This is a genomic window from Glycomyces artemisiae, assembly GCF_003002955.1.
Lineage (GTDB): Bacteria > Actinomycetota > Actinomycetes > Mycobacteriales > Micromonosporaceae > Glycomyces > Glycomyces artemisiae.
This window is the reverse complement of sequence record NZ_PVTJ01000008.1, coordinates 184048-198551: the sequence shown is the minus strand read 5'-3', so window position 1 is coordinate 198551 and position 14504 is coordinate 184048. Positions and strand designations below refer to the sequence as shown.

General features: G+C 71.2%; 14 protein-coding genes. 10 read left to right on the top strand and 4 right to left on the bottom strand.

Annotated features, from left to right (window positions below):
• Positions 1–57 precede the first annotated feature (57 nt).
• The 6 genes from B0I28_RS20180 to B0I28_RS20155 all read left to right on the top strand — a co-directional run bounded on the left by B0I28_RS20180 (position 58) and on the right by B0I28_RS20155 (position 5666).
• Positions 58–621: a hypothetical protein gene (locus tag B0I28_RS20180; RefSeq protein WP_106365647.1), complete on the top strand. Its 564-nt coding sequence runs from the start codon at positions 58–60 to the stop codon at positions 619–621.
• A 195-nt stretch (positions 622–816) separates the two neighbouring features.
• Positions 817–1920, top strand: a complete 1104-nt coding sequence (locus B0I28_RS20175) for a type I restriction endonuclease (protein ID WP_106365646.1) — start codon at positions 817–819, stop codon at positions 1918–1920.
• Between the two features lie 186 nt (positions 1921–2106).
• Entirely contained in the window at positions 2107–2670 is a 564-nt protein-coding gene (locus tag B0I28_RS20170) for a PadR family transcriptional regulator (protein ID WP_106365645.1), read from the top strand.
• A 60-nt stretch (positions 2671–2730) separates the two neighbouring features.
• A complete protein-coding gene (locus B0I28_RS20165; protein ID WP_106365644.1) occupies positions 2731–3363 on the top strand; it encodes a GntR family transcriptional regulator in 633 nt (210 codons plus the stop codon).
• Complete coding sequence (locus tag B0I28_RS20160; RefSeq protein WP_219926883.1) at positions 3360–4595, top strand: MFS transporter; 1236 nt, start codon at positions 3360–3362, stop codon at positions 4593–4595. The genes B0I28_RS20165 and B0I28_RS20160 overlap by 4 nt, the downstream gene beginning before the upstream one ends.
• 147 nt (positions 4596–4742) lie before the next feature.
• Positions 4743–5666, top strand: coding sequence for a DMT family transporter (locus B0I28_RS20155; protein ID WP_219926882.1), 924 nt, complete (start codon positions 4743–4745; stop codon positions 5664–5666).
• Here the strand turns inward: B0I28_RS20155 and B0I28_RS20150 are convergent.
• From B0I28_RS20150 to B0I28_RS20135, 4 genes are all read right to left on the bottom strand, one after another.
• A complete protein-coding gene (locus B0I28_RS20150; protein ID WP_106365643.1) occupies positions 5663–5935 on the bottom strand; it encodes a hypothetical protein in 273 nt (90 codons plus the stop codon). The genes B0I28_RS20155 and B0I28_RS20150 overlap by 4 nt on opposite strands.
• The gene (locus tag B0I28_RS20145) at positions 5932–6501 is read right to left on the bottom strand and encodes a TetR/AcrR family transcriptional regulator (RefSeq protein ID WP_106365642.1); all 570 of its coding nucleotides are present in this window, start codon (positions 6499–6501) and stop codon (positions 5932–5934) included. Before B0I28_RS20145 ends, B0I28_RS20150 begins: the two co-directional genes overlap by 4 nt.
• Positions 6502–6595: 94 nt before the next feature.
• The gene (locus tag B0I28_RS20140; RefSeq protein ID WP_106365774.1) at positions 6596–7429 is read right to left on the bottom strand and encodes an undecaprenyl-diphosphate phosphatase; all 834 of its coding nucleotides are present in this window, start codon (positions 7427–7429) and stop codon (positions 6596–6598) included.
• Between the two features lie 214 nt (positions 7430–7643).
• The gene (locus tag B0I28_RS20135; RefSeq protein ID WP_106365641.1) at positions 7644–9221 is read right to left on the bottom strand and encodes an alpha/beta hydrolase; all 1578 of its coding nucleotides are present in this window, start codon (positions 9219–9221) and stop codon (positions 7644–7646) included.
• Between the two features lie 418 nt (positions 9222–9639).
• Between B0I28_RS20135 and kdpF the strand changes: the two genes are divergently transcribed.
• From kdpF to B0I28_RS20115, 4 genes are read left to right on the top strand one after another with little or no spacing between them, the layout of a single operon-like run.
• The gene (kdpF, locus tag B0I28_RS20130; protein WP_106365640.1) at positions 9640–9729 is read left to right on the top strand and encodes a K(+)-transporting ATPase subunit F; all 90 of its coding nucleotides are present in this window, start codon (positions 9640–9642) and stop codon (positions 9727–9729) included.
• Positions 9729–11390 carry a potassium-transporting ATPase subunit KdpA gene (kdpA, locus tag B0I28_RS20125; RefSeq protein WP_106365639.1) on the top strand — a complete coding sequence of 554 codons (1662 nt, stop codon included), beginning with the start codon at positions 9729–9731 and terminating at the stop codon, positions 11388–11390. Before kdpF ends, kdpA begins: the two co-directional genes overlap by 1 nt.
• Positions 11391–11402: 12 nt before the next feature.
• Positions 11403–13541 (top strand): potassium-transporting ATPase subunit KdpB, encoded by a 2139-nt coding sequence (gene kdpB / locus B0I28_RS20120; RefSeq protein WP_106365638.1) that lies wholly within the window; start codon positions 11403–11405, stop codon positions 13539–13541.
• Positions 13541–14464, top strand: a complete 924-nt coding sequence (locus B0I28_RS20115; protein WP_106365637.1) for a potassium-transporting ATPase subunit C — start codon at positions 13541–13543, stop codon at positions 14462–14464. Before kdpB ends, B0I28_RS20115 begins: the two co-directional genes overlap by 1 nt.
• Positions 14465–14504: the final 40 nt, after the last annotated feature.

Genomic DNA, 14504 nt, shown 5'->3' with positions numbered 1-14504 from the left:
GTCACTCCCGGCCGCGGACAGGTGCGACCGGCGCGGGCGTATGTGACACTTCACTTCATGAACATGCCGTCCGACGTGCCGCCGCAGACGTACGCACTCCTCAGCTTGGTCCAGGCGCACCTGCGGCACCTCGACAAGACCGACGGCGACTACCTGCCGGTGCCCCAGTGGGAGGCCGCCGTCGAGTCCTCCCGGACCGTGGCCGCGGTCAAGGCCCCGGGCCTGCCGGTCACCGCCGAGGACGTCCCCATGATCGTCGGCACCGGCTCCCCCGACCGCAAGCGGCGCCTGTACACCACGATGCCCCTGGACGACGACCTCGCGGCCCTCGCGGACGAATCCGATGTGGCCGTCTTCTCGTACAACCGGCGCGGGCGCCTCCAGGCAGCCAACCGCACCGCGCTCCAGGTCCAGCCCCGCGCCTGGTACCCGCCTGCGAAGGCCATCGCCCCCATGCGGATCATCGACCAGGCCGTCTGGGAGCCCGTCGCCGCGGCCACCGGCGAATCCGCCCGCCCCGGCGTCTTCGAAGCCGCCGCCGGCTGGCTCGTCCTCCTGACCCTCATCGCCTTCCTCGGCGCCACCGCCTACCTGGCCCTCTGGTACTTCCACATCGTCTGACGCCGCAGGATCCGGCCAATCGGGGCAATCCAGGGGGAATCCAAGAGCCCGAGTGGTTCACGAGCCTCCAAAATGGCCCTGCCGGTGTCGATTCGGGACCTGACGGCCTATTGCCCCAGCGCAGGGACCCGCTATACGCTCTGCTACCCGAAGTAGCGCCCTCATCACCGCCATGCTTTTGCAAAGGAGCGAGACATGGACTTCAACGAGCGTATCGCCGCCCTGGTCACCAAGGTCCGGACCCAGCGCGAGCTCATCGAGACCGAGGAAGGCGCGAAGAACGCCTTCATCATGCCGTTCATCTCGACAGTGCTCGGCTACGACGTCTTCGACCCCCACGAGGTCGTCCCAGAGTTCACCGCCGACGTGGGCCTCAAGAAGGGTGAGAAAATCGACTACGCCATCGTCCATGAAGGCGTGGTGCAGATCCTCATCGAGTGCAAGCGGCCCCAGGACTCGCTGAGCGTCGAGCACGCCTCCCAGCTGTTCCGGTACTTCGCAGTCACGAACGCGAGGATCGCCGTGCTGACCAACGGCTCGGAGTACCGGTTCTACACCGACCTCGACGCCCCGAACCGCATGGACGAGAAGCCGTTCCTGGTCCTCGACTTCGACGACCTCGACGAGACGCTCCTCCCCGAGCTGCGCAAGCTGACCAAGGAGTCCTTCGACCTCGACTCGATCATCAACGCCGCCGAGGAGCTCAAGTACATCGGCCAGATCAAGCGGACCTTGTCGGCGCTGTTCAAGGAGCCCGAGCCCGAATGGGTCCGGTTCCTCACCGCGAGGGTGTACGAAGGGTCGATCACCCAACGCGTCCGGGACCATTTCACTCCCCTGGTAGCGAAGGCCTCCGCGCAGTTCCTCAACGACCAGGTCAACAGCCGCCTCCAGACCGCCCTGGTCTCGACGTTCCCCGCCGTGTCCGAACCCGAGTCGGCCGACCTCGGCGAGGGCCCGGAAGGGATGTCGGGCGGCGAAGAGGCCGGCTCCGGCGTCGAGACGACCCTGGAGGAGATCGGCGGCTACCAGATCATCAAGGCGATCGCTTGCAGCGAGGTCAAGCCGCACCGGATCGTCCAGCGGGACGCGAAGAGCTACTGCGCGGTGCTCATGGACGACAACAACCGCAAGCCGGTCGCCCGTCTCCACTTCAACGGCAAGGCCAAGAAGTACCTCGGCATCTTCGACGCCGACAAGGTGGAGACCCGGCATCCGCTGGAGTCTCTCGACGACATCTACCTGCACGCCGAGGCGATCCGCGAGACCGTCCGCCGCTACACCCAGCCTCTCGACTGACACCCGCCGCGGCCCGAGCCGCCCTCGAATTCCTTGCCTGAGCAGGGATTCGAGGGCGGTTTTCCTTTTTGGTGAGTGCGCGGGCGGAGCCCGTGCGCGTTGTTTGAGGGCGCAGTTTCGTTGACCGACAAGAGGTTTTTTAACCTCGACGTCGATGTATATCTATAGGTGTGTCATAATGGACGCATGCTGAAGATGGCGATTCTGGGATTCCTGCGGGACTTTCCCCTGCACGGGTACGACCTGAAGAACCGCGTCGCGAGCCTGGCCGGGCATGTCAGGCCGGTGGCGGACGGGACGCTGTACCCGACGATCAAGAAGCTCGAAGACGCGCAGTGCCTGACCAGGCGCACCGCGCCGGGGTCGGTGGCCGCGCCGCGGCACATGCTGGAGATCACGCAGACCGGCACGGACCAGCTGCGGCGGTGGCTGCGCGACCCCGAGCCGGGGTTCATCACCGACGACAACAAGTGGTACGTGCTGCTGGCGTTCCTCCACCACCTGGAGAACCCGAGGGAGCAGGCGCTCGTGCTCGCGCGGCGCCGCGAGTTCCTCGACCAGCCCGCGCAGCTGTTCTTCGACGCCGACGGGACCCCGGTCCCGCCCGAGCGGCTCGACTCGCCGTTCCGCAAGGGCCTCATGCAGATCCACCGGTCCACCAACCTCACCGAGATCGACTGGCTCGACCGCCAGATCGCCGACCTCAACCAGCGCGCCGGGTACGCCGTGCGCCAGCGCGACGGCGACTGAGTCCCAACCGCCGGGAATCGTTGCATGCAAGGATGCATGCAAGTGGTAGCGTCCTGACCCATGACGGGACAGGCGGCGGCCGAGCGCGCGTACGCGTACACGAAGCAGCGGATCATCACCGGCGACCTCGCCGGGGGCGCCAGGCTGGCCGAGGGGCAGATCTGCGACGAGCTCGAACTGAGCAGGACGCCGGTCCACGAGGCGTTCCTGCGGTTGTCGGCCGAGCGGCTCATCACGCTGTCCTCGCGGCAGGGCGCCACCGTGAACCCGGTGTCGCCGGGCGAGGCCGCCGACGTCCTGGAGATGCGCGGGGTCCTGGAGCGCAGCGCCGTCGCGCGCGTCGCCGCCCGCAGGCCCGAAGCGGCGGCAGTGGAAGCGGCCCTGGGGGTGCCGCTCCGGCGGCAGGAGGCGGCGCTCGCGGCCGGGGACCTCGGCGCGTATGTGGAGGCCGACTGCGACTTCCACGCCGCCGTCATCGCCTTGGGCGGCAACCCGATCGCCGCGCACTTCTTCGACCTCCTGCGCGACCGGCAGCTGCGGCTCGCGCACCTGGTGCTCTCCAGCAGCCAGGTGGTCCTGGACGCCTCGTTCCGGGAGCACCACGAGATGGCCGTGTGCCTGGGGCGCCATGACGCCGCCGGGTACGGGGCGGTCCTGGACCTGCACCTCTCGCGCCACCAGGGCCTGGCGTGAGCGTCCTCGCGGCGCCGCCGGAACCGCTCGCTCCCCCGCAGACCCGCCCGTGGCGGATCCTGTTCGCCGTCATGTTCTTCACGAGCTGGGCCGGGAACCAGTTCAGTCCCCTGCTGCTGCTCTACCAGGAGCGCCAGCACTACTCGACGGCCGCGGTGAACGGGTTCCTGGGGGTCTACGTGCTCGGGCTGGTGCCCGCGTTCCTGCTGTCGGGGGCGCTGAGCGACCGGTACGGCAGGCGCCCGGTCATGTTCGCGGGCGTGCTCGCCGCGGTCGCGGCGTCGACGGCGCTCGCGTTCGGGGAGTCCGGGGCGCTCATGATCTGCTTCGGGCGGTTCCTCGCCGGGGTCACGGTGGGGACGGCGACGTGCGTCGGCTCGGCGTGGATGAAGGAGCTGTCGCAGTGGCCGCACGATCCCGCGGCGGACACCGGGGCCGGGGCGCGGCGGGCGACGCTGTCGTTCGCGCTCGGGTCGCTCGCGGGCGCGGCGGTCGCCGGGCTCATCGCCCAGTGGGGGCCGTGGCCCGAGCAGCTGCCGTTCCTCATCCATGTGGCGCTGACGCTGCCGTTCGCGTGGCTGGTGCTCAGGGCGCCGGAGACGGCGACCACGGGCGGCGTGCCGGGGCCGCTGCGCGCGCAGTTGCGAGTTCCCGCGGCGGGGCACCGGCGGTTCACGCGGGTGGTGCTCGTGGCGGGGCCGTGGGTGTTCGCGGCCTCGGCGATCGGGTACGGGTACCTGCCGGTGCTGCTGGCGGACGCGACGCGCGGGTGGGGCATCGCGTACGCGACGCTCTTGACGGTGGTGGCGCTCGCGGCGTCGGCCGCGGTGCAGCCCTTGGCGAAGCGACTCGACCGGCGGGACTCGGCGCGCGGCGTGCTCGCCGGGGTCGCGATGATCACGGCGGGCGTGGCGGCGGTGGCCGCGGCCGCGCACTGGCAGTCGTGGCCCCTCGGCGTCGCCGCGGCGGTGGTCGCGGGGGCGGGCATGGGGACCGGGATGGTCTCGGGACTGCTTGAGGTGCAGCGGATCGCGGGCCCGGCCGATCTGGCGGGGCTGACGGGCGTGTTCTACGCGGTGTCGTACCTGGGGTTCGCGTCCCCGGCGCTGCTGGCGGCGGTCGCGGCCGGGACCGGGGCTCCGGCGCCGTCGCTGCTGCTTGGCGTCGTGGGCGTCGGCGTGGTGTGCGCGGCGGCGATCCTGCGGTCGTACCGGCGGTACCTGCCGGGGTAGGGTGGCGCCCATGCGTTCGTGCATCTCCCCGCCCACCGCGTAGCGGCGGGCATCTGAAGCACCGCGACCGGCCCGAGGCCGGTCGCGTTTCCATGGCGTGCCCGCAGACGAGAGACCTGTTCTGACGACTCTCCTCTGGAGGACGCTTTGTCCACTGTTCTCATTGCGCTCCCTGAGTCCGGCTCGGCCCGGCGCGGGCTCGCCTTCCTCGCGGTCACCGGCCTCGCCTGGGGCACCACCGGCGCGGCCGCGGACCTCGTCTACGCGGCCACCGACATCGGGCCGATGGCCGTCTCGTTCTGGCGCCACCTCGGCGGCCTGGTCCTGCTCGGCGCGTTCTGCGCGCTCCGGCGGCCTTCGCAACCGCGAGGAGCGCGGCCGCTGCGGCCGCGCCTGGGGCGGCTCGTCGGCGCCGGGGTCGGCATGGCGGTGTTCCAGACCGCCTACTTCGCGTCGGTGGAGGCCACCGGCGTGGCCGTCGCGACGCTCCTGACGCTCGGGTCGGGGCCGGTGCTCACCGCGTTCGGCGCCCGGATCTGGCTGGGCGAGCGGCTCGGGCGCGGCGGGGCCCTCGCCGTGGCCGGGGCCGTCGCGGGACTCGCGGTGCTCGTGGGCGGGGACGCGACGGTCGACCCGGCCGGGGCGGTCCTGGCCGCGGTGTCGGCGGCGGGGTACGCGGCCGTGACGCTGCTGGGCCGGTCCGCCGGTCAGCGCGGCGAGGACGCGTTCACGATCACGTTGTGGTCCTTCGGGGTCGGCGCGCTCGTGCTGCTGGCGCCCGCGTGGTTCGAGGGGCTCCTCCCCCAGGGCGGCGAGGTGTGGCGGGCGGTCGCGCTCATGGCGTACCTGGCGGTGTTCACCACGGCCGTGGCGTACCCGCTGTACTTCGCGGGCGCGGCCCGGGTCCGGGCGGCGACGGCCTCGGTGATGATGCTCATCGAGCCGTGCACGGCCGCGGTGCTGGCGGTCGCGGTCCTCGGCGAGCCGCTCACGGCGGCCGCGGTCGCCGGGTCGGTGGTCCTGCTGGGGTCCATCACGGCCTTGGCGGTGGCGGAGTCGCGGCGGGGTTAGCGGCCGAAGGCGCCGACCTTGGCGTGGAACAGTCCCATCGCGAGGACGCCGAGGCTGATCACGGCGGTCGAGACGGCGGGCGCCGCGCCGAGGTCGGCGGCGAGGAGCAGGAACGCCGCGATCGTCAGGGAGGACCATCCGGCGATGAGGTTGGGAACGGGCCCGTTCCCGAGCATCGACGGGTAGTCCTCCTTGGTGATGCCTTTGATGAAGTGCGGCAGGCCGTTGCCGATGCACAGGCCTGCGAGGAGGCAGAGGAGGAGGGTCATGGCCGGTCCTTCCGGAGTCCGTTGAGGGTGAGGTCGACGAGGAGGCGGAGGCGCTCGTGCATCTGCTCGGCGCCGGCCGCGGAGCGGGCGATGCCGAGCATGGCGTCGACGAGGACGGCGGCCGCGTCGGATGCGGGGAGCCGGTCCAGGCCGGGGTCGGAGGCGAGGACCGACGCGACGAGCGCGGCGTAGCGGGCTTCGGCGGCCGCGACGGTCTCGGGGGCGATCTGCGCGGCCTCCTGGACGAGCTCGCCGCGCAGATCGGCGCTGATCGCCTCGGCGGCGAAGTCGAGCTTGACGGCGAGGGCCCGGTAGAGGCGCTCGGCGGTGGTCCCGTCCGCGGCGGCGGCCGCTTCGGCGGCGGCGTGCAGGTGGCCGGTCATGTGCTCGGCGACGGCGGCGAACACCGCGGCCTTGTTCGGGAAGTGCTGGTAGACCGCGGGCCGGGAGACCTTCGCGGCCTGCGCGATGAGGTCCATCGTGGTGCGCCGGTACCCGTAGCGGGCGAACACCGGGCCCGCGGCCGCGGTGATCGCGGCCTTCGCGGCCGCCGCTCGATCTGACATCCTGACATTGTTTATCGATGTTGTCAGACTGTCAAGTCCGGGGATGCGGACAGGGCCGGGTCCGATCGGACCCGGCCCTGTGGCGGCTTGCGGCTCAGGTGGCCTGGAGGAAGCCCGTCTCCAGCATGATGACCACGGCGACGCCGAGGAGGCAGCGGTACCAGACGAAGATGAAGACGGAGTGCTTGGCGACCCACTTGAGCATCCAGTGGACGGCGCCGAGGCCGACGATGAACGCGATGACCGTGGCGACGAGCATCTGGGCCCCTGAAGGCACCGAGCCTTCCGTGGCGGGCTCGAAGACGTCGCCGAGACTGAGGATGCCCGCGCCGAAGACGGCCGGGATCGCCAGCAGGAACGAGTACCTGGCGGCGACGGCCCGGTCGAGGCCGATGAAGAGCCCTGCGGTGATGGTGCCGCCGGAGCGGGAGACGCCGGGGATGAGGGCGCCGGCCTGGGCGAAGCCGAGGATGAGGCCGTCCTTCATGCGGAAGTCGTCCCAAGTGCGGGTCTTGCGGCCGACGAGCTCGGCGAGCGCGAGGAGCAGGCCGAAGAAGATGAGGCTGAAGGCCACGAGCCACAGGTTGCGGGCGCCGTCGCGGATCGCGTCCTTGAAGATGAGGCCGAAGAACACGATCGGGAGCGTCCCGATGATGACGTACCAACCGAGGCGGTAGTCGGTCTCGCCGCGCATGTCCTTGTTCCACAGGCCCTTCCACCAGGCCACGAGGATGCGGACGATGTCCTTCCAGAAGTAGATGAGGACCGCCGTCTCGGTGCCCAGCTGCGTGACCGCCGTGAACGACGCCCCCGCGTCCTCCTCGAAGAACAGGGCCGAAGTGAGCCGCAGGTGGGCCGAGGAGGACACCGGCAGCATCTCGGTCAGGCCCTGGACGATGCCGAGCACGATCGCCTCGAACCAGGTCATGTCGACCATGCGGGTGCCTCCGTCCGAGCAGTGCTGGGGAGAGTGTGCATTCGCGCTTCTTTCGTCACATCGACGGTCTGGCGTCGCTCCCGCCGCCGTGCGGCTCGCGGAGCGCCTGGGACATCTTGCCAGACGCGCCAGGGTGACCGACCGGTGTACAACCGGGAGTGAGACGCGGCCGAAGGCCGCTCCACAGTGCAGTGGCGATCGGGGTTCAGCCGAGTTCCTGCGGGCAGCGCAGGTCCTGCTGGGGGACGGTGAGGCCGGTGAGGTAGGCCGTGATCGGCGCGTCGACGCACTCGTGGCCGAGGGCGTACGCGGTGTGCCCGGAGCCCTCGTAGGTGACCAGGACGGCGTCGTCGAGGTCCTCGGCGAGGGACTCGGCCCACGCGTACGGGGTCGCCGGGTCGCCGGTGTTGCCGACCAGGACGGTGGTCGCGGCGCCGCGGCCGTCGACCTTCGACGGGTTCGGCTCGTCGGCGGGCCAGGTCGCGCACGGCAGGTAGCTCCAGGAGATCCCGGCGCCGAACAGCGCGGAGTTCCCGTAGGCGGCCTCGGCGGAGCTGCGGTAGGCGCCGAAGTGGCCGGGGTTGTCGCGGTCGGCGCACTGGACGCCGTAGAAGTCGGCGTCGGAGTCCCGCTGCGGCAGCGGGATCGGGGGGATGCGGGCCGCGCCGCCGGCGCCTCCGGCGAGGTCCTGGAGGTCCTGCACGAACTGCTCCAGGGTCCCCGAGGCGGCCCCGGCGAGGACCGTTTCGAGTGCGGGCCATTTGGCTTCGGAGTAGAGGCTCTGGGCGACCATGTCGAGCATGTCGGCGACGGTGATCTCGCCGCCGACGCGCTCCTGCGCCCGCGTGAGGATCGCGGTCAGCTCGGCGTCGGCGGTGTCGGCCGAGGTGAGCGGGCAGCCGTCGACGGTGAGGCAGTACGCGGCGAAGTCGCGCCACGCGGTCTGGAACCCGGTGGCCTGGCCCTCGGCCACGTCGAGCACCGACCCGGAGGTGCGCATGACACCGTCGAGGACCATCGCGCGGACCTTGTGCGGATAGAGGTACAGGTACATCTGCCCGATGTAGGTGCCGTAGGAGTAGCCGAGGTACGTCAACTGGTCGTCGCCGAGCGCGGCGCGCATGACCTCCAGGTCGCGGGCGACGTTCATGGTCCCGATGTTGTCGAGGAACAGCGGGTCCTCCTCCTGGGCGCACTCGCCGGAGAAGTCCTGGGCGCCGGTCTTGAGGGCCTCGGTCTGGGCGTCGGTGATCGCGGCCGGGTCGGCGGTGTACACGTCGGTGACGGCCGCGTCGAACGCGTCCTCGGAGCCGCACGTCAGGTCGGCGCTCTGGCCGACGCCGCGCGGGTCGAAGCCGACGACGTCGAAGGCCGCGGTGACCGCGTCGGGCAGGAACGGGTGCTGCGCCAGCTCGATGCCCGAGCCGCCGGGGCCGCCCGGGTTCACCAGGAGGGAGCCGGTGCGGTCGGCGCTGGTCGCCGGGTGGCGGACCATCGCCAGGCGCACCTGGAGCCCGCCGGGGTCCTCGTAGTCGACCGGAACGCGGATCGAACCGCATTCGAGGGCCTCGGCCCACGCCGCCGCCGCCGCGTCCAGTTCCTCGCCTTGGAACATCGCCTGGAGGTCGCACTCGCCCCAGTCGACGCCCGTGACGCGCTCCTGGACGTCCGCGACGCCCGCCCGCGCCTTCGACGAGCCGTTCCCCGCGTAGTCGGCGCCGCAGGCCGCCAGCGCGGCGCACGCGAGGACGGCAAGGGCGGCGGGCACGGCGGTGCGCCTCATGTGGACTCCCTCGGGACGCGGGGCGCGCGGTTCGCCGCGGCCGTCCGGCCCGGTCGCATGGCAGGAAACCGGGTCGGTCGGCCGCGGCAGGCGCCGATGCAGGCGACTCTACGGCCCCGTTTTCCGGATTGGGGGCGTTTGGCGTGATGGGATCCGAATGGGGGGTCTGCGCCGGGGCTGTCAGCGACTCGTCAAGAAGCGGGGCGGCGGCATAGCGAAGGCGTCAGGTCCTCTGTGCAAACGGTGCGGCCGGGCGTTGACTCGGATCCGCCGGGTGCGCGTTCCCCCGCTCCGGCGGCGCGGCACCGGCCGCGCCCCCTCCTGAGAAGAAGGATCCCATGCCCGATCTTGCCTTTCTGGCGCTGACTGCGGTGTGCTTCATCGCCCTCGGCCTCCTGGTGAAGGCGGTGGAGAAGCTGTGAGCGCCGTCAACGCCATCGGCCTCGTCCTCGCCGTGCTGCTGGGTGTCTTCCTGGTGGTCGCGCTGCTGAAACCGGAGCGGTTCTGATGAGCGCCACGACCACCGGGGTCGTCTTCATCGCGGCGATGCTCGTCGCGCTCGCCGCGACCTACCGGCCGCTGGGCGACTACATCTACCGGGTCGTCACGCGCGAGCGCCATTTCACAGTGGAGCGCGGGATCTACCGGGTCGTCGGGGCGCGGCCGGGCACGGAGCAGAACTGGGCCGGGTACGCCAAGAGCGTGCTCGCGTTCTCGGCCGTGAGCATCTTCTTCCTGTACGGGTTCCTGCGGCTCCAGGAGTACCTGCCGCTGAGCCTGGGCTTCCCGGGCGTGGACCCGTACGTCTCGTGGAACACCGCCGTCAGCTTCGTGACGAACACGAACTGGCAGGCGTACTCGGGCGAGTCCGCCATGGGCCACCTCGTGCAGGCCGGCGGGCTCGCGGTGCAGAACTTCGTGTCCGCGGCCGTGGGCATCGCGGTGGCGGCGGCGCTGGTGCGCGGGTTCGCGCGCAAGGCCACCGACAAGCTCGGGAACTTCTGGGTGGACCTGACCCGGATCACGCTGTGGGTGCTGCTGCCGATCGCCACGCTCGGCGCCGTCGCGCTCGTCGTCGGCGGCGTGGTGCAGAACTTCACCGACGTGACGCAGGCGGCCACGGCCGCGGGCGACACGCAGTCGATCACCGGCGGCGCGGTCGCGAGCCAGGAGGCCATCAAGGACCTGGGGACGAACGGCGGCGGGTTCTACAACGCGAACTCGGCGCACCCGTTCGAGAACCCCACGTCGTGGACGAACTTCATCGAGATCTACCTGCTGCTGGCGATCCCGGTGTCGATGCCGCGCGTGTTCGGGCGGATCGTCGGCGACGACCGGCAGGGGTACGCGATCGTCGCGGTCATGGGCGTGCTCGCCCTGGCGTCGGTCACCGCCGTGTTCGGGTTCGAGGCCATGGCGAACGGCACCGTGCCGCAGGCGGTCGCGGCCGCCATGGAGGGCAAGGAGGTCCGGTTCGGCGTCGGCGATTCGAGCCTGTTCGCGGCGGCGACGACGCTGACGTCGACGGGGTCGGTGAACTCGTTCCACGACTCGTTCACGTCGCTGGGCGGCGGGACGCTGATCCTGAACATGATGCTCGGCGAGATCGCGCCCGGCGGGGTCGGCTCGGGCCTGTACGGGATGCTCGTGCTCGCGGTCATCACCGTGTTCGTGGCCGGGCTGATGGTGGGCCGGACCCCGGAGTACCTCGGCAAGAAGATCGGGGCGCGGGAGATCAAGCTCGCGAGCCTGTACTTCCTGGTGACGCCGACGCTGCTGCTGGCGGGGCTCGCGCTGTCGTTCGCGGTGCCGTCGAACCTGGACTCGATGCAGGAGGCGGGGCCGCACGGGCTCTCGGAGATGCTGTACGCGTTCACGTCGGCGTCGAACAACAACGGGTCGGCGTTCGCGGGCTTCGGCGCGAACACGCCGTGGTTCAACACGGCGCTGGGCCTGTGCATGCTGTTCGGCCGGTTCGTGCCGATCATTCTGGTGCTGGCGCTGGCCGGGTCGTTCGCGCGGCAGCGGCCGGTCCCGGCGACGGCGGGCACGCTGCCCACGCACAAGCCGCTGTTCGTCGGCATGGTCGTGGGCGTGACGCTGGTGCTCGTCGCGCTGACCTTCCTTCCCGTCCTCGCCCTCGGCCCGCTGGCCGAAGGGCTGCAATAGGAGATGCCCGCAATGTCTGCAATGACCACTGTGGCGCCGAAGGTCCGGGGCGGTCTGCTCGACCCCGGGCAGTGGGTGAAGTCCGCGCCGTCGGCACTGCGCAAACTGGACCCGCGCCTGATGTGGCGCAACCCGGTCATGTTCATCGTCGAGATCGGAGCCGTGTTCACCACGGTGCTCGCGATCGCCGACCCGGGCGTGTTCGCGTGGACCATCACCGTGTGGCTGTGGCTGACGGTGCTGTTCGCGAACGCGGCCGAGGCGATCGCCGAGGGCCGCGGCAAGGCGCAGGCCGACAGCCTGCGCAAGGCCAAGACCGACACGGTCGCACGGAAGCTCGCGAAGCAGGACCCCGCGATCGACTCCCCGAAGGTGGCGACCGTGGAGGTGCCCGCGCCGGAACTGGTGCGCGGCGACTACGTGCTGGTCGAGGCGGGCCAGACGATCCCCGGGGACGGCGACGTCGTCACCGGCATCGCCAGCGTGGACGAGTCGGCGATCACCGGCGAGTCCGCGCCCGTGATCCGCGAGTCCGGCGGCGACCGGTGCGCGGTCATGGGCGGCACGAAGGTCCTCTCGGACTGGATCGTCGTCAAGATCACCGCCGAGCCCGGGAAGTCGTTCCTGGACCGCATGATCGCGCTCGTGGAGGGCTCGGAGCGGCGCAAGACGCCCAACGAGATCGCCCTGAACATCCTGCTGTCGGCGATGACGATCATCTTCCTGCTGGCCGTGGTCACGATGCAGCCGGTCGCGATCTACTCCAAGGACTTCATGGCGGCGGCCCCGGACTCGGCCGTCATCGACGGGAACGGCGTCACCGGGATCGTCCTCGTGTCGCTCCTGGTGTGCCTCATCCCCACCACGATCGGGGCGCTGCTGTCCGCGATCGGCATCGCGGGCATGGACCGGCTCGTGCAGCGCAACGTCCTCGCCATGTCCGGGCGGGCCGTCGAGGCCGCGGGCGACGTGGACACGCTGCTGCTGGACAAGACCGGCACGATCACGTACGGCAACCGCCGCGCCTCCCGGTTCCTGCCGGTGCCGGGCGTGGCGGGCAACCGCCTCGCCGACGCCGCGCAGCTCTCCAGCCTCGCCGACGAGACCCCCGAGGGCCGCTCGATCGTGGTGTACGCCAAGGAGGCCCACGGGCTGCGCGAGCGCCGCACCGGGGAGCTCGCGCACGCCGAGTGGATCGAGTTCACCGCCCAGACCCGCATGTCCGGCGTGGACCTGGCCGAGGACGCCGGGGTCCACCGCATCCGCAAGGGCGCGGCCGCGCAGGTCGTGGACTGGGTCCGCGCCTCCGGCGGCGACCCCGACCCGCGCGTCGATGAACTCGTGGACCGGGTCTCGGGCGAGGGCGGCACGCCGCTCGTGGTCGCCGAGCACCGCGACGGCGAGGCCGCGCAGGTCCTCGGCGTGATCTACCTGAAGGACGTCGTCAAGGAGGGCATGGCCGAGCGCTTCGCGCGCCTGCGCGCCATGGGCATCCGCACCGTCATGGTCACCGGCGACAACCCGCGCACCGCGAAGGCCATCGCGGCCGAGGCGGGTGTGGACGACTTCCTCGCCGAGGCCAAGCCCGAGGACAAGATGGCGCTCATCAAGCGCGAGCAGGACGCCGGGCGCATGGTCGCCATGACCGGCGACGGCACCAACGACGCGCCCGCGCTCGCCGCCGCCGACGTGGGCGTCGCGATGAACTCGGGGACGTCCGCGGCCAAGGAGGCCGGGAACATGGTCGACCTCGACTCGGACCCGACCAAGCTCATCGAGATCGTCGCCATCGGCAAGCAGCTCCTGATGACCCGCGGCGCGCTGACGACGTTCTCCATCGCCAACGACATCGCGAAGTACTTCGCGATCATCCCGGCGATCTTCGCCGTGATCTACCCGGGCCTGGACGCGCTCAACCTGATGCGCCTGGCCGGCCCGGAGTCGGCGATCATCTCGGCGGTCGTGTTCAACGCGCTCGTCATCATCGCCCTGGTGCCCTTGGCGCTCAAGGGCGTCGCCTACAAGCCGGGGTCCGCGTCGGCGCTGCTGCGCCGCAACCTGTGGATCTACGGCCTCGGCGGCATCGTCACGCCGTTCATCGGCATCAAACTCATCGACCTGCTGGTCGCGCTCATTCCCGGAGTCGCATGATGGCTAGGCTTCCACGCTGGATCGCACACCACCTCGCCGCGCTGCGCGCGCTCCTGGTGCTCACCGCGGTCACCGGCATCGTTTATCCGCTCGCCGTCCTCGCGGTGGCGCAGCTCCCGGGCCTGAACGACAAGGCCGAGGGGTCGCTGCTGTACGACGAGGCGGGGAACGTCGTCGGCTCCTCGCTCATCGGGCAGTCCTTCACGGATGAGGACGGGACCGCGCTCCTGGAGTACTTCCAGTCGCGCCCTTCGATGGCGGCCGGCGAGAGCGGCGACTACGACCCGCTCGTCTCCGGCGCCTCGAACCTCGGGCCCGAGGACGTCGTGGACGCCCTCCCCGACCCCGCACTGGGCTGGGACGGCGACGAGAACGCCGCCAAGAGCCTGCTCACGCAGGTGTGCGAGCGGTCGTTCGCGGTCGGCCAGCGCGAGGGCGTGGACGGGTCGCGGCCGTATTGCGCGCCTTCCGGCGACTCGGCGGTCGGCGCGGTCCTGGGGGTCTACTACTCGGAAGGCACCTCGGGCGACGTGGTCCGGGTGGTGAGCCTGAACGAGGAGTGCGGCGCCGTCGAGGCGCCGTTCCTCGCCGAGTACGAAGGCGTGCAGGTCGAATGCGCCGAGTACGGCGAGGACCACGCCGCGGCGGTGGTCGTGCCGGTGGAAGGGGACGCGCCCGCCGACCCGGCCGTCCCCGCCGACGCGGTCACGGCCTCCGGGTCCGGGCTCGACCCGCACATCTCCCCCGCGTACGCCGAGCTCCAGACCGCGCGCGTCGCCGCCGAGCGCGGCGTGGGCGAGGCGGACGTGGCGGCGCTGGTCGACGAGTACACGACCGGCCGGTTCCTCGGGTTCATGGGCGACCCGGCGGTGAACGTCGTCGAGCTCAACCTCGCGCTCGACGAGCGGTACCCCGTCTCCTAGGGGGACGGGTATGGGCCGGAGGGAACGCGGATCCCCTCCG